This window comes from Alkalibacterium sp. MB6, assembly GCF_009935905.1.
GTDB lineage: Bacteria > Bacillota > Bacilli > Lactobacillales > Carnobacteriaceae_A > Alkalibacterium.
In genome coordinates this window covers 1-19368 of sequence record NZ_PREX01000006.1, presented here as the reverse complement: position 1 = coordinate 19368, position 19368 = coordinate 1, and the positions used below count along the sequence as shown (strand labels likewise).

At 38.5% G+C, this 19368-nt stretch carries 20 protein-coding genes; 8 read left to right on the top strand and 12 right to left on the bottom strand.

The window, feature by feature from the left end:
• Positions 1–255: 255 nt before the first annotated feature.
• On the top strand, positions 256–2889 hold the full coding sequence (locus C3945_RS03630) for a cation-translocating P-type ATPase (protein WP_161878331.1): 2634 nt from the start codon (positions 256–258) through the stop codon (positions 2887–2889).
• Between the two features lie 195 nt (positions 2890–3084).
• A complete protein-coding gene (locus C3945_RS03625; RefSeq protein WP_161878330.1) occupies positions 3085–3615 on the top strand; it encodes a 3'-5' exonuclease in 531 nt (176 codons plus the stop codon).
• A 62-nt stretch (positions 3616–3677) separates the two neighbouring features.
• Here C3945_RS03625 and C3945_RS03620 read toward each other — a convergent pair whose 3' ends face one another.
• The gene (locus C3945_RS03620; protein WP_161878329.1) at positions 3678–4205 is read right to left on the bottom strand and encodes a GNAT family N-acetyltransferase; all 528 of its coding nucleotides are present in this window, start codon (positions 4203–4205) and stop codon (positions 3678–3680) included.
• The gene (gene tsaE, locus C3945_RS03615; RefSeq protein WP_161878328.1) at positions 4195–4656 is read right to left on the bottom strand and encodes a tRNA (adenosine(37)-N6)-threonylcarbamoyltransferase complex ATPase subunit type 1 TsaE; all 462 of its coding nucleotides are present in this window, start codon (positions 4654–4656) and stop codon (positions 4195–4197) included. The genes C3945_RS03620 and tsaE overlap by 11 nt, the downstream gene beginning before the upstream one ends.
• A gap of 192 nt (positions 4657–4848) precedes the next feature.
• Here tsaE and C3945_RS03610 point away from each other — a divergent pair, with 192 nt between their 5' ends.
• Together C3945_RS03610 and C3945_RS03605 are read left to right on the top strand one after the other, a co-directional pair.
• Positions 4849–5490 (top strand): MBL fold metallo-hydrolase, encoded by a 642-nt coding sequence (locus C3945_RS03610; RefSeq protein WP_161878327.1) that lies wholly within the window; start codon positions 4849–4851, stop codon positions 5488–5490.
• Entirely contained in the window at positions 5490–6461 is a 972-nt protein-coding gene (locus C3945_RS03605; protein WP_161878326.1) for an asparaginase, read from the top strand. The genes C3945_RS03610 and C3945_RS03605 overlap by 1 nt, the downstream gene beginning before the upstream one ends.
• Positions 6462–6510: 49 nt before the next feature.
• Here C3945_RS03605 and C3945_RS03600 read toward each other — a convergent pair whose 3' ends face one another.
• The 4 genes from C3945_RS03600 to C3945_RS03585 form a co-directional block, all read right to left on the bottom strand.
• Positions 6511–7956 carry a glycoside hydrolase family 32 protein gene (locus tag C3945_RS03600; RefSeq protein WP_161878325.1) on the bottom strand — a complete coding sequence of 482 codons (1446 nt, stop codon included), beginning with the start codon at positions 7954–7956 and terminating at the stop codon, positions 6511–6513.
• Entirely contained in the window at positions 7956–9353 is a 1398-nt protein-coding gene (locus tag C3945_RS03595) for a PTS transporter subunit EIIC (RefSeq protein WP_161878324.1), read from the bottom strand. The genes C3945_RS03600 and C3945_RS03595 overlap by 1 nt, the downstream gene beginning before the upstream one ends.
• Before the next feature lie 90 nt (positions 9354–9443).
• Positions 9444–10454 carry a LacI family DNA-binding transcriptional regulator gene (locus C3945_RS03590; protein ID WP_161878323.1) on the bottom strand — a complete coding sequence of 337 codons (1011 nt, stop codon included), beginning with the start codon at positions 10452–10454 and terminating at the stop codon, positions 9444–9446.
• 14 nt (positions 10455–10468) lie between these two features.
• On the bottom strand, positions 10469–11209 hold the full coding sequence (locus tag C3945_RS03585; RefSeq protein WP_161878322.1) for an acyl-[acyl-carrier-protein] thioesterase: 741 nt from the start codon (positions 11207–11209) through the stop codon (positions 10469–10471).
• Between the two features lie 286 nt (positions 11210–11495).
• Here C3945_RS03585 and C3945_RS03580 point away from each other — a divergent pair, with 286 nt between their 5' ends.
• The gene (locus C3945_RS03580) at positions 11496–13034 is read left to right on the top strand and encodes an AbgT family transporter (RefSeq protein WP_161878321.1); all 1539 of its coding nucleotides are present in this window, start codon (positions 11496–11498) and stop codon (positions 13032–13034) included.
• Between the two features lie 51 nt (positions 13035–13085).
• Here the strand turns inward: C3945_RS03580 and abc-f are convergent, their stop codons facing one another.
• On the bottom strand, positions 13086–14657 hold the full coding sequence (abc-f, locus tag C3945_RS03575; protein WP_161878320.1) for a ribosomal protection-like ABC-F family protein: 1572 nt from the start codon (positions 14655–14657) through the stop codon (positions 13086–13088).
• Between the two features lie 428 nt (positions 14658–15085).
• Here abc-f and C3945_RS03570 point away from each other — a divergent pair, with 428 nt between their 5' ends.
• Positions 15086–15382 carry a hypothetical protein gene (locus C3945_RS03570; RefSeq protein ID WP_161878319.1) on the top strand — a complete coding sequence of 99 codons (297 nt, stop codon included), beginning with the start codon at positions 15086–15088 and terminating at the stop codon, positions 15380–15382.
• A gap of 85 nt (positions 15383–15467) precedes the next feature.
• Complete coding sequence (locus C3945_RS03565) at positions 15468–15743, top strand: hypothetical protein (RefSeq protein ID WP_161878318.1); 276 nt, start codon at positions 15468–15470, stop codon at positions 15741–15743.
• A 74-nt stretch (positions 15744–15817) separates the two neighbouring features.
• Here C3945_RS03565 and C3945_RS03560 read toward each other — a convergent pair whose 3' ends face one another.
• A complete protein-coding gene (locus C3945_RS03560) occupies positions 15818–16489 on the bottom strand; it encodes a superoxide dismutase family protein (protein WP_161878317.1) in 672 nt (223 codons plus the stop codon).
• 150 nt (positions 16490–16639) lie between these two features.
• On the opposite strand from C3945_RS03560, the gene alr reads away from it, so the two are divergent.
• Complete coding sequence (gene alr, locus C3945_RS03555) at positions 16640–17809, top strand: alanine racemase (protein ID WP_161878316.1); 1170 nt, start codon at positions 16640–16642, stop codon at positions 17807–17809.
• A gap of 178 nt (positions 17810–17987) precedes the next feature.
• Here the strand turns inward: alr and C3945_RS03550 are convergent, their stop codons facing one another.
• The 4 genes from C3945_RS03550 to C3945_RS03535 form a co-directional block, all read right to left on the bottom strand.
• Positions 17988–18164: a hypothetical protein gene (locus C3945_RS03550; protein ID WP_161878315.1), complete on the bottom strand. Its 177-nt coding sequence runs from the start codon at positions 18162–18164 to the stop codon at positions 17988–17990.
• Between the two features lie 89 nt (positions 18165–18253).
• Complete coding sequence (locus C3945_RS03545; RefSeq protein WP_161878314.1) at positions 18254–18457, bottom strand: hypothetical protein; 204 nt, start codon at positions 18455–18457, stop codon at positions 18254–18256.
• A gap of 36 nt (positions 18458–18493) precedes the next feature.
• The gene (locus C3945_RS03540) at positions 18494–18667 is read right to left on the bottom strand and encodes a hypothetical protein (protein ID WP_161878313.1); all 174 of its coding nucleotides are present in this window, start codon (positions 18665–18667) and stop codon (positions 18494–18496) included.
• Between the two features lie 54 nt (positions 18668–18721).
• Positions 18722–18943 (bottom strand): hypothetical protein, encoded by a 222-nt coding sequence (locus C3945_RS03535; protein ID WP_202623282.1) that lies wholly within the window; start codon positions 18941–18943, stop codon positions 18722–18724.
• Positions 18944–19368: the final 425 nt, after the last annotated feature.

Sequence of the window (19368 nt, the reverse complement as noted above, 5' to 3'; positions counted from 1 at the left end):
TAGGAGAGATAATCCTTGCTTTTATTAGTGGAGTTATTTATAATTAACCTATCATTTAAATAACATGTGCGGGAGTAACTGGCTGATTTGATCTGTTACAGTACCACCAATCGCAGAGTTGCTTCTGCTGGTGCTGTATTAAATTGTGAGACGCATACGGATACTAAGCGGTGTCCGTATGCGTCTTTTTATATATTTTTATCACATAAGTTACTTCACCAGCGCATGTAAAACACCAAAGAAAGGAATAAATCAATGAAACATTATCAAGAATCAACAGAAACTGTCTTGGAGTCTTTAAAGACCTCTTCAAGTGGATTAAGTATGGACGAGGTTGCTCGTCGGCGAGAGGAACAAGGCTATAACGAGATTGCCCGTAAAGATAAACAGTCCACTTTATCTATGTTTATTGACACGTTTAAGGATCCAATGGTCATTGTGTTATTAATCGTCGCTATCATCCAAATTTTATTAGGAGAAGCTATTGAGTCGCTCATTATTTTTGCTGTACTTATTTTAAACTCTATTTTGAGCGTCGTTCAAACGAAAAAAGCAGAAGACTCACTGGAATCCTTACGTAAGATGTCCACTCCATCTACTACCGTTATCCGTGATGGACGAACAGCAAATATTGAATCCCGAGAATTATTAGTTGGTGATGTTGTTGTATTGGAGGCTGGTAACAATATTCCCGCTGATGGACGTTTAATTGAAGCAGAATCTCTTCAAGTCGTTGAAGGATCCTTAACGGGTGAATCCGTTCCGTCCGAAAAATCTATTGAGGCTTTAAATGAAGATACACCTCTAGCTGATCGTATCAATATGGTATTTAGTGGCACGCTGGTTACTTATGGCCGTGCTAAAATGGCCGTCACTGAGATTGGTGAAGACACTGAAATGGGGAAAGTCGCTCAGCTCATTCAAAGTGCATCAGCCAAACAAACGCCTTTACAACTTAAATTAGAAGCTTTTAGTAAGAAACTAGGCCTTGGCATTTTAATTTTATCTATTCTCATCTTTGCCGTTCAAGCTGTTCGTATCTTCTTAGGTAACCCAGATGATATTTATGTCCCACTGCTTAATGCGTTTATGTTTGCTATCGCTGTAGCCGTTGCTGCTATACCTGAAGCCTTACAGTCAATTGTTACGATTGTTTTATCTGTAGGGACAAACAAAATGGCTAAACAACATGCTATCATTCGCCAACTTCCTGCTGTCGAAACATTAGGATCCACAGGAGTTATTTGTACTGATAAAACCGGTACCTTAACGCAAAATAAAATGACAGTTGTCGATGAGTTTATTCCTAATGGTGAATCGAGCTTATTTTCAAATAAACCAGAAACGTGGTCTGAATCTGAACGTTTATTAATACAAATAGCCGTTCTAGCCAATGACTCCACGATTACTGAAAAGGGAGAAACCAGTGGTGACCCTACAGAAGCTGCTTTAATTTACTACAGTAATAAACAAGGAGTTCCTTATGAAAGTTTAAGAGAAAAATACCCTCGTTTAGCTGAACTGCCTTTTGACTCTAGTAGAAAACGTATGTCTACTGTTCATAATATAAATGACGAGACCCTTTTATTAACTAAAGGTGGTCCAGACGTCATTATCTCATTATGTTCTCGTATAAAAATGAACGGTGAAGTCGTTGACATGACTGAAGAGCATGTTGATATGCTTCTCCAAAAAAATGAAGAATTCTCAAACCAAGCGTTTCGTGTATTGGCCTTCGCTTATAAACCGGTGGATTCAGAAGCCGTTGCAATTGAAGATGAGAGTGATTTGATATTCGTTGGCTTGTTGGCTATGATTGACCCTCCTCGTGAAGAAGTCTATCACGCTGTTGAAGATGCTGCTAAAGCAGGTATCAAAACTGTTATGATTACAGGTGATCACAAAACAACAGCACGAGCGATTGCTCGAGACTTAAATATCTTTAAAGAAGGCGATTTGTCCTATACTGGTCAGGAATTGGATCAAATTTCTGATGAGGATTTGCTAGCAAATCTTGAAAAAATTAGTGTGTACGCTCGTGTCACACCGGAAAATAAAATTAGAATTGTTGATGCATGGCAAAAGAAAAATCAAATTACGGCTATGACAGGTGATGGCGTCAATGATGCACCCGCCTTGAAACAAGCTGATATCGGTATTGCTATGGGAAGCGGAACAGATGTCGCAAAAGATGCTTCTGCTATGATCTTAACGGATGACAACTTTGTTTCCATCGTTCGTGCTGTATCAGTTGGTCGAACGATTTATAGTAATATTAAAAAGGCGACAGCCTACCTTTTCTCCGGAAACTTGGGTGCTGTTATTGCGATTCTTGTCGCTTTATTTATGAACTGGGTTAGCCCGTTCACAACCTTACAATTATTATTCATTAACTTAGTTAACGACTCCTTACCTGCAATCGCCTTAGGACTTGAGCCTGGCGAACCAACTGTAATGGATGAGAAGCCACGTGATCCCAATGAGTCTATTTTTGCTGGTGGGACGTTAAAAACGGTTGTTTTCCGTGGAACAGTTATTGGTATCGCGGTTATTATATCTCAATTTATCGGCTTGCAGTATTCTAATGAAATGAGTATTGCCATGGCATTTACCACATTGATTTTATCTAGATCATTGCAAGTATTCCCAGCTCGTTCAACTACTCAAACAAGCATTCAAGCTGGCTTCTCAAAGAATAAATTTGTCATTCTTGCCTTTATTGCTTGTGCAGGTTTGTATGGTATTACACTGCTTCCTTTTGTTAGAGAGTTTTTCTCTATTCCAACGGACTTTGGTTTAACTGAATGGGCCATCGCTGCCGGGTTAGCTTTAGCTACGACAATCATTATGGAATTGAAGAAAATTGTGTTACCAAGTAAAGCTGTTTAACACGTCTAATTAGGTAGTAGTCCTACAGCTTTGAGCCCCATAAAGACTAGTTGGTTTATAGATAAACCTGTCTTTATGGGGCTCATGTTGGTTAAGGAAGTCTTGATTCATTAAAGGCTCTTTCCTTACCGCTTTAAATTTGCTATACTTTCGTAACTAACTGTTAAATAGATTATAAGATAAAGAGGGTTATAAATGAATTTTACTGCTATTGACTTTGAAACAGCCAATCGCCAAACACACAGTGCCTGTTCTGTTGCTCTTGCCATAGTTCGGGATAATGAGATAGTTGATGAATTTTATTCGTTGATCCAACCAGAAACGTGGTTTGATCGAATGAATATATCTATTCACGGCATTCAGGAATCAGATGTTCAAGACGCTCCAAAGTTTCCTGAAGTCTGGACACAGATGCAAGACTACTTTACCCCAGATCAGCTTGTTGTTGCGCATAATATGCCATTTGATAAACGAATCTTGCAAGGCACACTGAACTATTATAATATTGCTCAACCTTCATTTCAGACACTCTGTACCGTTCAATCGTCACGCCAATTGCTTAAACTATTACCGAATCATAAATTAAATACAGTCGCTGCTCATTATGGCATTTTATTTAATCACCACCATGCGATGGATGATGCTAGAGCTGCTGCTACTATTTTATTGAATCAAGAAAAAGAATATGGCTTTGCGTCACTTAAACGGTTCATTAAATCGACATAATAAAAAATGACTAATAAGCATCCGGTTAAGGAGGGCCCCCTCTTAAACCGGATGCTTATTTTTTATACTAACAAACTCATTTGAATAACCTTTACGTACTCATCGTTAATTCTTAACCCTCTGTCGATAACGGCTTCTTCTTGAAATGCCATCTTCTTATAAAGAGCAACTGCCCGAGCATTTTTTTCGTGGACTCTTAACTCCAGCCGTTTAATAACTGCAGACGTTTTAGACCAATCAATTAGCTCATAAACCATTAACGTGCCCAGACCCATTCCCCAAAATTCTTTATCAATGACAATACCTACTTCACCGATATGCTTCACTTTGGGTTTATTGGAAGCACTCACTGTAGCTATTCCAATCATCCTGTCGTCAGCAAGGGCAAGGAGGACACTATTGTTTTCTGATTCATAAATATTAGCCAGATGATGGTGCTCTTCTTCTACCGTGACTCCGATGCCCTCTTCACCTTGGGTTAAGAAGTCGGTTTGAGAAGACGTTCGTTTTAAGAAGTCAATTAGGACTTCAGCATCATCAGGTACGGCTTCTCTTATCACAACGTCAAAAGAATGCGAATCACCACTCATTAGACACTCTCCTCACTAAATCCTCGTATGCATTACCGACCGCTTCAATGTTAATTATGCGAGTTTCTGTTTCAGCATCAACGTTTATCGTTATCTTGAGGTGCTCTTTTGGAAGATATTCCTGCATAAACGATCCCCATTCGACAATAGCGACTCCTTCACCATAGAAGTATTCGTCAAGACCTAACTCTTCATCTTCTGCATCTTCCATTCGGTATAAATCCATATGATATAAAGGAAGTCGACCATCTGTATACTCTCTTATTAATGTGTAAGTTGGGCTTTTTATGACTCTTTTTATGCCTAGTGCCTCAGCTATCCCTTTTGTAAAGGTTGTTTTTCCGGCACCCAATTGCCCTTCTAATAATATTGTCATATTCGGTTTTAAATGCTTGGCTATCAAAGAAGCCAGTGCTTTCGTTTCATTTTCATTATGTGATTGTTTATTCATCATTAACCCTTCTTATCTACTGTGATCTGCTTTCTCATTCGCTCCTTATCTTATCATACACGTTTACCGTTTTGTAGACTCAGTGATCAATGTCTGTTCTACCCTTTCCATCACCTTCTTAAGAAAGCTTTTTTCGACAGATTTAGCAATATCCGTTATACTTTAATAGATATGATTTAAGGGGGATTTTTTATGTATCAAGTCAAACAACTAGTCACAGGTTTAATCGAAGAAAATTGTTACATTATCTATAGAGGACAAGACGCTCTAATCATCGATCCTGGTGATGAAACGAGTAAAATAAAAAATGAAATGGAAGCACTAGGCGTTGTTCCGATTGCGATATTACTAACGCACACCCATTATGATCATATTGGCTCTTTAGAAGATCTTCGCGTGGATTATGATATTCCCGTTTACGTGAGCCCAGAAGAACAAGAGTGGCTCTCTGACCCAACGCTTAATTTATCTATCTATAGTCCCAACCAAATCAGTGCGAAGCCAGCTGAATACACATTGGAAGCAAATCAATCCGTTAACATCGGTCCATTCACTTTTGATGTTGCTGAAACTCCCGGTCATTCACCTGGAAGCTTGAGTTTTGTGTTTGATGATAGTCGTTTTGTTGTTTCAGGTGATGCCTTGTTCCGTGGAAGTGTGGGTAGAAGTGACTTGCCTGGAAGCGAACCGGAAGTGTTACTTCCTTCCATAATTAATGAACTGTTTTCTTTGCCGGATGACTACATTGTTTATCCAGGTCATGGTAGGGATACCACTATTGGTTATGAAAAGCAAACCAATCCATTTTTTAATGATTGGAGAGGACGTCAATAGTGAAACGCATACTGCTTATTCATACTGGTGGAACCATATCTATGAGCACAGATCAACGAACGGGTGCAGTGAAACCTACCGATGAACACCCCCTGCATCAATACGGGCATTTATTTGAAGAAAATTTAGAGATAATTGAAGAAGATATTTTCCAACTCCCATCGCCTCACGTTACACCAGCAGAGATGCTACTTATTCAAAAGCGATTAATGACGGCAGGAGAAGAAGGTATATACGACGGAGCTGTTTTAACACACGGAACTGATACATTAGAAGAAACGGCTTATTTCTTGGATTTAACCACAGAAGCACCCTTTCCAATTGTCTTGACCGGTGCCATGCGAACAGTCGATGAAATCGGTTCTGATGGGGTTAGAAACTTGCAAAATGCAATTTGGACGGCCTTGTCAGAAGACGCTTTTGACAAGGGTGTATTAGTTGTGATGAATGAAGAAATTCATACAGCAAGGTACGTCACGAAGACTCACACAACAAATGTAGCCACTTTCCGTACCCCAACCTTTGGACCAATAGGTATCGTATCCAAACATGAAGTGCGTTTCTTCCAAAAATTAGTCTTCACTGAAACCTATCCAGTCGATAAGCTAACAAAAAAAGTAACCCTTTTAAAAGCTTATGCTGGAATGGATAGTACGCTATTTGATGCATTGGCTGACTCATCTGTCGACGGTGTAGTCATTGAAGCTTTAGGAGCAGGTAATTTACCTCCTCAAACCTTGCCTGGTTTAAAAAGACTTCTTGAAGCCGATATTCCTATTGTCATCGTTTCTCGAGCCTTTAACGGGATAGCTCAAGACATTTATGCTTATACAGGCGGAGGTAAACATCTAAAAGAATTGGGCGTTCTATTTGCCCCAGGCTTAAGCGGCCCCAAAGCACGGTTAAAATTGCTTATTTTACTCGAACACAACTTAACACACAAAGAGATTCAAGATAAATTTTTGAAATAGAGTTAAAAAGGACAAAGGCTACTATCGCCTTTGTCCTTTTTTAAATCGTTTATTTCTTTAATTCCCAATAAGATAGTGCCAAATCGGTCTGCCCTTCAATTAAAATATTCTCTTTTAACTGTTTCGGGTAAACGCGAGACGTGATGACATAATCCCCATCATTTAAGAATATCTCTAGTGATGACGTGTCTGCAAACACATGAATTCTCTCCAGGTTACCTACCTCTACTGATCGAACAGATCGACCGTAACCAGACACCCCATGGTTTAAACTAAAGATGTTCCCGTCGAACGTGAGAACCGTGTCTTCTTTTAAATGAATCGATAAATCTCCGTCTAGTTTTTCCACGTCAACCAGCAATTCAAATGTCTCTTGTTGAGGAACTGTCAGCTCATATTGACCATCGATACTTTCCTTCAGAGCCATTTCCTTTTGACGAAGGGTTTGGTATTCCACTAATGGGCGTTGCTTGAGTAAGCCGTTTTCTACAGTCAATTCTCTTGGCATGGTTAAGGCATGTTGCCAACCGCGTGGAACAGTCGGATTAGAATATTCTGGAACCGTATCACCTATCCCCATCCATGCAAACAACAGTCGTCTGCCTGACTCATCTAAAAACGTTTGTGGGGCATAAAAATCAAAGCCACGGTCCAATTCTTTAAATTCACTCTCAGGAATAAATTGGTGAGTTTTCCAGTCCGTTCGACCTAGATAATAACCAGCCTGATGAGGATTTTCAAATTCATACTCCGTTGCTTTCAACCCTTGTGGGGATAAAATGAGTATATCTGATTGAGGGAGCTCGAAAAAGTCTGGGCATTCCCACATGTAGCCCATTTCTTTTTCACCCTCAAGAAAAATGCCATGGTATGTCCACGTATATAAATCGTCTGACTTATACAAAAGAATTTTACCACGGTGGTTGAGCGCTCTGGCACCTAAGACCATATAATACATCCCATCTTTTTCAAATACTTTCGGATCCCTTATATGATCTGTGAAACCTTCCGGATAGTCTTCATGGGGTATACAGACTTCTCTGTAATCCACCGTAAAGCCATCTTTGCTAACAACGTGTACCGTATTTTGTTCTCTACCACTAAAGGTATAATCATGTTCCCCCGGATGTTTCACATTTCCTGTATAAAAGAAATGGATTTCGTCATCTTTTACAAAGGCGCTTCCTGAATAGACACCATCTTTATCATATGTCTGATCGGGAGAGAGAAAAATCTCTTCTTCAGTAAAATGAACCAAATCTTTTGACGTTTTATGACCCCAATGGACTAGTCCACCATCAGGATTATCCGGCACATACTGATGGTAAACATGGTAGGTGCCATTAAATTGAACCAAGCCATTGGGATCATTCATCCATCCAGTCTCAGGCATTAAATGGTAGTCTAATCGCCAATTATCTTTTTCAATTTTTTCTTTTAATTCAATTTGAGTCTTAGCAAGCTGTTCCCAGTAGTCACTAGTTAAGTTGCTCATTATAATCTTCCTTCTCCAGATGTTGCATTTATTTCTTCTCTAATCGGTTTACTTTGAACTCTAACTAATAAGAAGCCGACTGCGAAAGCGACGACAATAACAATAATATATTGAAGCATAGCTGCCGGGCTGTAGGTATAAAGCAAGATACCAGGAATAAAGGTAATACCAAAGCCAGAAGCTGCCAAGCCAAAGATGTAAACCATAAATCCGCCAGCTGCTCCACCAATCATACCTGATGCAAAAACACGTAAGGATCTTAAGTTAACCCCGAATAATAGAGGTTCCGTTATACCGAACAATGTCGATACTGTTGAAGACATCGCGTTTGCACGTTTGACTTTGTTTTTCATTAATAATGCAGCTCCAATTGCCGCACCGAACTGACCAGCCATAGAAGCTGTTCCCAAAGCATTCAAGACGTTTCCACCTGTATCTGAAAGTAAACCTAATTCAATAATACTTAATGAGTGGTGTAACCCAGTAATAACAATTAATTGTTGGAAAGCTGAGTAAATAATGTAGCCTATACCAAGTGGTGCTTCAACTAACCATACAATACCGTTTAAGACACCAGATTCAATCGTTTGCAAAATCGGTCCTAATACAAGTAGCATCACGAAAATTGTCACAGATAAAGAGATAAAAGGAGTCACAATTAAATCTAATACATCAGGCACAAACTTACGTAGCCCTTTTTCGATTTTTGATACTAAATACCCAGCCACAATAGCTGGAATAATAGAACCTTGGTATCCGACGACATCAATACCTAACAAGGTTAATGGTTCGGCATTACCCCCGGCAACAGCCCACGCGTTCGGTAACTGAGGTGCAACCATCATTAATCCGACTACAATACCAATACTAACATTCCCACCAAATTTACGTGTGGCACTATAGGCAATGAGAACTGGCAAGAAAGCAAAGGCTGTATCTGTCAACATTTCAAACATGGTTAACCAGTTTGCATCCATTTGAACCCCAAGTTCAAGTAAGAGGCCTCTGACACCCATTAATAGTCCGGTTGTGACAAGTGCTGGAATAAGAGGTACTAAAATATCTGCAAGAATTCGGACTAATTTTTGGGCTGGATTCAAGTTGGCATACACATCATCTTTGAAGTTCCCACTACTCTCTCCTGTCGATCCACCCAAGACTTGTTCAAAGTCACTGTGAACCGCATTCACTTTTCCAGTGCCGAAAATGAATTGATGTTGACCAGTGTTAAAGAAATAGCCTCTGGATTCTGGGACTTCCTCTGCTTTCTTCTTATCAACTTTGCTGTCATCTTTCAAGATAATGCGCATGCGCGTCGCACAATGCTCAAAATTCTTGATATTTTCTTTTCCCCCGACTGCATCTACAATCGCGGCGACCGTTTCTTCATACTTCATGTTTGTCATCCTTTCCTTTTATAGGATTTGTTCGGCCTGCTATTAACAGAACCGGTTCCAAGTTAAATATAGCAAGAAAGGCTTCCCAAATCAAGTAAAAAGAAAGCCTTTTCTATTTTTTTTAAATTCTCTTGTGGATTGTTTAATTAAAAGGCTATTAGACAATTCAGACAACATCGGTACAGCTTCTTTAGTAATTAATTTGTGCATTTTCAGTACCGCTTCTTCTCCTAAATTACGGTACGGGTATCCGACTGTTGTTATGGTGGGAGTCACATAACTAGTAGCATCATATCCCCCGAAGCCTGACAACGAAAAGTCGCCTGGTATAGAATATCCTAATTCATTCGTTGCTTTCAAAACTGCAACGGCAATATTATCGGTCGCACAGGCAATATAGGTTGCTTTTGTTTTAGGCAAGCTTTGTTTCGCTTTCTCATAAGAGATGGACCGTGAAAATTCGGTTTCCAATATATCCACTCTCGTCCCCTCATGCTGACTGACTGCATCCAAAAACCCTTTCTTTCTCTCTACACCGACTGCCTTGTCATACTCTGGAACGCCTACATATAAAAAGTGGCGGTGGCCCAGTTCTACCGCATATTGACCAATTTTGTAACCAGCTTCGTAGTCTTGATGAATGATGCTGTGAATACCTTCCGTCCTTTGACCAATTAATAAAAATGGAATGTTGGTATTTTTGATTAGTTCTTCATGCTCATTTGTTATTTCTCTAGCTAACATAATAATACCTTCTACTTTTTGCTTAGCTAATGTCTGAATATTGGCCAACTCTCTCTCTTTACTTTGATCGGAATTGGTGATCAGTATATGGTAGCCAAGCTCTCTTGCAGCTGCGTCCACACCTTCAAGCACTTCATTGGTAGAAGCAGAACTTAATCTGGGTATTATCATGCCCAACATATTTGTTCGCTGAGCTTTCAGGCTTCTTGCAAAAGTGTTAGGCATATAGCCTGTTTCTTCAATAACTGCTTCAATAATCTTTTTCGTTTCCGAACTGATTGAACCATTATTCAAATAACGGGATACTGTACTTTTAGCTACGCCTGCTTTTTTAGCAATATCATTAATTGTTACCATAAATGCCTCCTTTCTTAGGCTGTGTACCAGTGAAAGCTTGCCGTTGCATGGATGGTTCCGTCAACTGTAATCTGATGATCCGTTATACTATTATTTGCCACTCGTCTGCTTGATGAACTGGTGACCGTATCTTCTTCATTCACTTCCTTGTCAAAGGTAATGATACCGTGTTTCACTGTATGAGTCGCTAAAAAGGTTCCATCCATACTATCAAGTAACCAATTAATATATTGTGAGTTATTTACATGATTATTGCTGTCGATATCAAAATAACGGACACTGTATACTTTCTGACTAGCACGTTCATTATCAACAGGCTGTGGTTTTGTGTTTCGTCTAATACGTTTTGAAAAGGTTGCTTGATAAGGAGCGATAATCTCTTCTGGAAGTCGCGCCATCTTTCGTTTCTCTAAGTCCATTAATGCAAAGGTGGTTTTAACCTTTATGATATCGTTATTGTCTTTATCCCTAACAATAAAATCACGGTAAGTAAATAGCTTATTGTATTCAGTGGCTATCGTTTCTATTTCAACTCTTTCATTAACCTTTGGTATCTTCTCGATTTGAAATTCGTAATGAAGAATAATCCAATTATATCCCATACCTTTAACGACTTCTTCGCCTGTTCCTAAATAAGCGGAATGCTTCTCCGATATGTCCATTAATATATTTACCAGCATAGATAAGGTCAATCGGTTGGTTCGGTCACACATGAAATATGTAATTTCTTTTTCTTGTTTAAACGGTTGGTTCACTTTAACATCTCCTAATTAAAAATGGTTACTATGGTTTTATCGCACTTTATGTGATAAAAAATGTCATTCAATCTTTCTTAAATGATTATACCAGTTATATCAATCTTATTTCACATATTATATATTAACAAATTTTCGATTCTAGTTGAAACTTTATAGCGGTTTGTATTAAAATAAGAGCGTTGCTTAATAAAAACGAGATGAGCAGATTCTTATTTTAATTAGTTATATATTAAAATCTGTCTTTTCGTTTTTTAACATATTTACTAAAAACAGGAGGGAAAATATGAATACAAAAGAAGAACACCCAAATAAAGGTTTTTTGGGTATGATAGAAAGGGTAGGGAATAAACTACCTCACCCCGTCATTTTATTTTTAATTTTAGCACTTGCTATTATTATTATTTCTGAAATCGTTGCACGTTTAGGAGTGAGTGTCACCTATTTCGATGCCAATGCTGGAGAAGATGCCACTATTGGTGCTGTTTCATTGATGACGTCAGACGGCTTATCCTACATTTTCAACAGTGCTGTCTCTAACTTCACAGGCTTTGCACCTTTAGGAACCGTACTTGTTGCTATGTTAGGTGTAGGTGTAGCTGAATGGACAGGGTTAATTGGAACAAGTTTGAAAAAATTACTTACCAATGTTCCTACAAGTTTACTGACTGCATCTGTTGTCTTTGCAGGTATTATTTCTAATATTGCATCCGATGCTGGATACGTTGTGGTTATTCCTCTTGGAGCGATCATGTTTGCTGTAGCAGGACGTCACCCCATTGCTGGTTTGGCCGCAGCCTTTGCCGGAGTGTCCGGTGGATTCTCTGCTAACTTAATGATTGGACCAACTGACGCTTTACTTGTCGGGATTACAAATGAAGCGTTAACTTCAGCAGGTATTGATTACGAAGTAGCTGTTACAGCTAACTGGTATTTCTTAATTGCATCTACCTTCGTATTAACTGCTGTTGGCGCCTTCGTGACTGAAAGAATAGTCGAACCGAGACTCGGTGAGTATACGGGAGATTATCGTCCGAATGATGAGCCTATTACAGATATTCAAAATAAAGGCTTACGTCATGCTTTAATTGCCTTACTTGTATTCTTAGGTATTATGGCTTTACTAATGGTTCCAGAAAATGCACCATTAAGAGCATTAAATGAAGATTCAGGGTTAATGACATTGGATGCTTTCTTATCTAGAGGGTTAATCTTTATGATCTTTTTACTGTTCGCCATTCCTGGTTACTTCTATGGACGCACAACTGGGAAAATCAAGACCTCCCACGATTTTGTCCAAGGTATGGCTGAAGCTATGAGTTCAATGGGTGGCTACTTAGTACTAGCTTTCTTCGCCGCTCAATTCATTAACTATTTCTCTTATACTAATTTAGGTACGATTTTATCTGTAGGTGGAGCTAACCTTCTTGAGGCCATTGGCTTCGTAGGGTTACCGTTAATTCTAGGCTTCATTATTGTTACTGCTTTTATCAACTTATTTGTTGGTTCAGCTTCTGCTAAATGGGCTATTATGGCACCGATTTTTGCACCTATGCTATTTGAACTAAATATAGCACCCGAAATGACTTTGATGGCTTACCGTATTGCCGATTCATCCACTAACATCATTTCACCTTTAATGAGTTATTTTGCAATGATTCTTGTCTTTGCTCAACGTTATGACAAGAAGAGTGGAATTGGAACATTGATATCTACCATGTTGTCTTATTCAATTGCCTTCTTACTCTTCTGGACAGTCTTATTGGTTATCTGGTACTTTACTGGATTACCACTTGGACCTGGGGCACCAGCTTTATTGAACTAATATGTAAGTTAAAAGACATGTCTCTCGACTTGAGGACATGTCTTTTTTTCCTTATTTCTTTTGTAAGGATCTCTTTTTTTCTAATAGTCTTTGGAATTGCTTATCTTTTTCTTCAGACGGACTCAATGATAATTCACTCAGTATTTTAACGATATCATTTTCAAGTCTCATTAGTTCTTCTTCTGAATTTGTCATAGAGGCTTTAATCTCTCGTTGCTCCCATTCAGAATATGAACCTGTGAACTCTAGTAACTCTTCGTTTTCCAAAATCCATAACTTTTCGACTATAGCCGATACAAATGAGCGATCATGTGAAATTAGAATAATAGTTCCATCGTATTGCTTCAATAGAGTTTCTAAAGCTTCCACAGCTTGAATATCTAGAAAGTTCGTTGGTTCATCTAATATTAAGGTGTTATAATTTCCTGCCAACAGTTTGGCTAAGGAAACTTTTACACGCTCTCCTCCACTCAAGACAGACACTTTTTTATAGACATCATTGCCTTTAAACTTTAATTGTCCTAATATAATTCGAATCAATGTTTCTGTTTGAACAGAAGCTTCTGACACATTTTCTAATACTGTCTTTTCAGTATCTAACACACTTAAATCTTGTGAAAAGTAGCCTATTTTCATCGCTGGTGAAAGTGTAAATGTCTCGTTTTCGTTTATTATTTTACGAATTAATGTAGTCTTACCACTTCCATTTGGACCAATGAGGCCTATTTTTTCTCCACCTTTAACTGTTATCGTTGCCGGTTTCCATAACAATTTATTAGGTACTTCGCCTTCAATATTAAAGCCTCTAATAATAAATTGCTTATGAATTCTGTCCATATTAGGCAAACTCATTTTTACCTGTTCTATTTCTTTTGGCTTATCTACTTTTTCTAAGCGCTCTAAACGACTTTCCATAGACTTTTGTACTCTATGCAACTTTTTAGCCTTAGCTTGATAAAAATCACTGGAACTTTCAGTATAGACAACTTTGCCACCTTGAATATGCTTAACTTTCAGCATGTCTTCTGCTTGTTTTGCTTTCTTTTCTTTCGCTTCAACTAGTTGTTTAGACTTTTTGATATACTTTTCATATTCTGTTTGCTGATGCTGTTTTTCCTTTTCTTTTTCTTGTTTATAGGTTGTGTAATTGCCGCTATAAGGGACTATTTTTTTATCGTCTAATTCCCATATCGTTTGACACACTCTATCTAAGAAGTTCCGATCGTGAGAAATCACTACAAAACTTCCCTGAAACTGTTGGAACGCTTTTTCTACCCATTCAATGTGACTCATATCTAAGTGTGTTGTGGGTTCATCTGCCAACAGTAACTCGGTTGTTTGATTAAGGGAATCTATAATATAGTCCGCTGTAACTTCCCCACCACTTTTGTTTTCACTTGTCTGCTTCAATTGTGGTAAAACACTCACGGAGGTCTCTTTATATACACTTCCATGGTCTGGATCAAGATCTCCTGCCAGTATACGAAGGAGTGTTGTTTTTCCACTCCCGTTACTTCCAACTAAACCTATTCGATCCCCTTTATGAATGGCTAAATGGTCAATATCAAGCAAGACTTGATCACCATAACTCTTTTTCATATCATGCAAAGAAATTAAAGGCATACTATTCATTCCTTTCATTACGTTAGGGGTCAATTATTGAATGAATATCAACAAAAAACCTCCTATTCCATCATTAAGATAGGATAGGAGGTTACAAAATTAGTTGTCTTGGCAAAAAAATAGAGAGACTCCCTCTAGCATTGGCCTAACTAACTATCTCCCATTCTATCTAAAAAACCACAGTCTAAATAGACGTCCTATTTGGACTGGCGACTGTTTATTCTAGAAAATGAGATTAGTTACGCATTGGCCTAATAGATTCTCCTCTACTTATAAGATACATTAAGCATACTGAATGATTTCTTTATTGTCAACTACTCGATTCGCAAGTGAATTGAGGCTTGTTGATTTAACTGATGAAACATTAGCATGAACTAACCTTTTAACGATGTGCTACAATAATGAAAACAATTAAGGGAGGAATTATCATGCCCGAAAAGAGAAAACGCCGCTTATTTCAATTAGCTGGTTTTCTAATCGGATTAGCTTTTGGTTGGATAAGGCCTTTGCAAATGCAGTCGATGTTGCCTATATTAGGGATTGGTGTTGGAGTCGGTTATTTTATTTTTTCTCAAACTGCAACAGATAATGAGCGACCGATTTCTGAAATTTCCTGGTTTATTCCTCTTCAAATGGTCATGTATTTTATCATAGGGGGCGCAATTACGTCTTCTTTGTATCTTGTCATCGAACTTTACACTAACGGCATGATCGGTTTAGGGTAAAGTAATCTCAAGACAATTAAACAAGTTTAACCTTTTGAGGCTCTTATGATACAATAGGGGCAAATTAATTGTGAGGAGGGATAGAATGACAGATAACACGCAGCGGTATTTACTTCAATCGTTTGGTTTTATTGTTGGCTTGTTTTACGGTTATCTTCGGCCTATCCAAATGATGCCTATGTTTCTTATACTCGGCTTCCTCACTGGTTTTGCCTACTTCCTTATATGGATTCAATTAGATGGAAGTAATAAGAAGGTGAAAGATTTTTATCTGTTTGTGCCTACACAGATGACCTTCTATTTTATCTTGGGAAGCTCCCTCAGCTTGGCATATCAATTGTCATCAGCTGAGTATTTTTAATTTTTTGAGAAATAGGTCGCATCACCATTCGAATGACGAAGGTGATACGACCTGTTCTCGTTCTTAATTGACTATTAATTTTGTGGGGCGAAAATAACTCCACCAATCATTCGCTCACCTGAATCACCTGATGGATCTGTCTCGTAATCATCTGCTTCTGTGTGAATAATCAGTGAGGTCCCCTCTTCGGTTGCTAACGTATAGTCTACATCAGGCAACAAGGAGACCTTTTCAACTTCAATGACTTCATTGACTATCCCGTTCTCTGGAACAACTAAATTAGGTAAGTCACCTAAATGGTGCCCCGCTTCATTATCAAAACCATGTTCGGCATCAGTCGGATTAAAATGGCTTCCGGCATCTTCAAAAGTTGGTGGCGTAGCCATACCGACTTCATGAATGTGCATACCGTATTCTCCGGCTGGTATGTCTTCTAAAGTAAGAATGATGGTCACGCCATTTTCTCCTTCATCAAAGATAGCTCGACCCACGCGTTCAGCTTCTGTGTTATACATTTCAACTGTAATAGAGGCCACTTCCTCGTCTGTTCCGGCATTTTCTAAATCAAGGTCTTCAGTCTCATCTGACGTTTCATCAGTTGCCGCATCTTCTTGTCCTGACTCTTCTATTTGAGTTACTCCATCTTCTTGTGATCCATTTGTTTCGTCTGTTGTATCGTTAGTTGTACAGGCTGCCAGCATAAGCACTGCCCCGCTTAGCATAACAAATCTCCCGTTTTTCAACATAACTGCTCCTCCTTCATAACCCTTACATTTTTCTATATGTCACAAATCAATCATACCAATTCACGAAAAAAATCACGAAGATTTAGCATTCAAGTGAGAATATATTCCACATTTCATGTTAAACTAAGCAGTGTAAAGGAGATGATTCAGGTGAATTACGGTAGTTATCGTTACACACGGGCTGAAATAGATTTAAATAAATTATCTTATAATGTTAATAAATTGAAGGAAAAACTTTCTTCCCATACTAAATTTATGGCTGTGATAAAAGCAGATGCCTATGGTCATGGTGCGGTAGAAATTGGGAAGCACCTTGAACAGCTAAATGTAGACTATTTAGCTGTAGCGGTATTGGATGAGGCTATGGAGCTTCGTGAGGCAGGTATTACCAGTCCCATTCTTTTACTAAGCCCCATCGAACCGGATACCATTCCAGTAGCTATTGAACATGATATCGCTGTAACTGTCTATTCAAAAGACATTGCGTCAGCTGTCTATCATCACGCAGAGCGAATGCAAAAGAACGTAATTGTCCATTTAAAAATTGACTCTGGTATGGGCCGCATAGGCGTTAGAAATAAAGAAGATGCCTTAATGTTATGTCAGACATTGAAATCAGACTTTATTCACATTGAGGGGATATACACGCATTTTGCAGAAGCAGAAAATTTAGAAGACCCTACGTATACAAAAAAACAATATGAACGCTTCATCGCTATAGTGGAAGATTTAAAACATCGCGGTCTAGATTTTGATATCACCCACTGCTGTAATACAGCTGCCGCTTTGGCTTACCCTGAGTATCATCTGGATATGATTCGAACTGGCATCTCCCTGTTTGGATACCATCCTGATGAAACAATGACTAAGACTATCGACCTTAAGCCTATTATGACAATCGTTACTCATGCTGCTTTTATCAAAGACGTTGAAGCAGGCGAAAGCATTGGCTATGGCAGATCGTTTATCACTTCAAAACCAAGTAAAATAGCGACTATTTTGCTTGGTTATGCAGACGGTATCCCTCGAGAATTATCTAATCGTTGGTATTTGAATAGAAAGAATGAAAAAGCACCTATTATTGGGCGTATATGTATGGATCAACTGATGGTTGATGTCACAGATATCGAAGGATTCAGTAAAGACAATGAACTTGTTTACATTGGAGATCCGGCTGAAGGGTATCCATCAATTTATACGATGGCAGATATGAGTGATAGCTTTCATTACGAAATTTTGTGTGGCATTGGTAAACGCATTCCCCGAGTGTATATTAAGAATGATACTGTTGAAGTTAAGCAGAACTATCTACTCGATTAATGCTGTCCATTTTAAAAGGGGGATGGGAAAAAAGTCACCTTTTAGTAACAATTTATAAATCTGAGTAATTAAAAACACCGTCAAATCAAGGATCATTTTTCCTAGATTTGACGGTGTCTTCTAATTCAGCTAGTTATTTCCCAGCCCCCTTATTTATATTAAATGTGTTCGCTAATAATTAATTGTCTGAGTCAGAATCATCTAAATCCATATCTGTTTCTGATTCTAAACCGTCATCCGTTGCCGGATCACCATTCGTATCAAATGGATCAACTTCTAGTCCATCTTCAACGGCAGGGTCCTCCATATCGTTCGCAGCATCTCCACAAGCTGCCAGTAACATCCCAGCTGTCAATGTTGCTGCTAACAATTTTTATACGCGTTTCATGATCAATTACTCTCTCCTTTATTTAAATAGTAACTCTACTCTCAATCAATTATTCCTTACCCGTCTGTGTCTGTATCAGTGTCTGTATCAGTGTCTGTATCAGTGTCTGTATCGTCCATGCCATTATCTACATCATCTTCCAAGCCTTCTTCAACGTTCGGATCCGCAACAGGCTCGTCTGTGTTGTTAGCATCTCCACACGCCGCAAGTAACATCCCAGCTGTCATTGTTAATGCCAGCAACTTGGATAGTTTTTTCATGGGTTGATTCCCTCCTTTGTTAATTAAGACTTATTCTTAGCCGTTGGTGTCAGTGTCAGTGTCGGTGTCCAAACCGTCATCTATTCCGTCATCAGCTGGTTCTTCCAATCCTGGAAACTCCTCATCTACTTCCTCAGGATCAACTTGACATGCAGAAAGCAACATACCTGCCGTTAAACTCAAACTTAAAAGTCTGGCAAGCTTCTTCATTGTGACTCTCTCCTTTATCCTTTAATCTTTAATGCAATCTTTTTATAATAAGACTTATCCGTCTACATCGTCTCCGGCATCATTATCCAATTCATCATCATCACTTTCGTCAATTGCTCCATCTTCCATCTCATCTTCTGGATCCATATCTTCAGTAGCTGGATCATCTACACCTGGAAAATCTGTGTTCATGTCGTCATCAGTTGTGTCTCCACACGCTGCCAATAACATGCCAGCTGTCATAGACAAAGCAAATAGCTTAGTCAATCTCTTCATCTGATTCACTCCTTTTTATACATAATTTCTATCTATCAAGACTCTACCAAATATTTTGTTTTTTGGAAAGTGAAAGGCCTTTTGCTTTTGTTTTCTTCATTCTCAATTCCATTAAAACAGATTAAACTGTTACACTTTGACTATATTGATAGGAATAGTGGTTAAAATAATTTAATTTACGATGAAAGTATTAATATCATTACACTTCTTCATAGACACGTTTGTAAAACACGACTACACTTTTATTTGTTTTTCAAAGTGAATTTATTCTTTTTCGTGAATAATGTGTTTTGCAAGATAAATGTGGTTCTTTCCAATGTTAGTTGACTGAATGGAATCTCTCCAACAATAAGACTTTATTTCTTAAAAGAGCGAAGGAACAACGACCATACATGATGCGCTTGATCACTTTCAGTTTATTGATC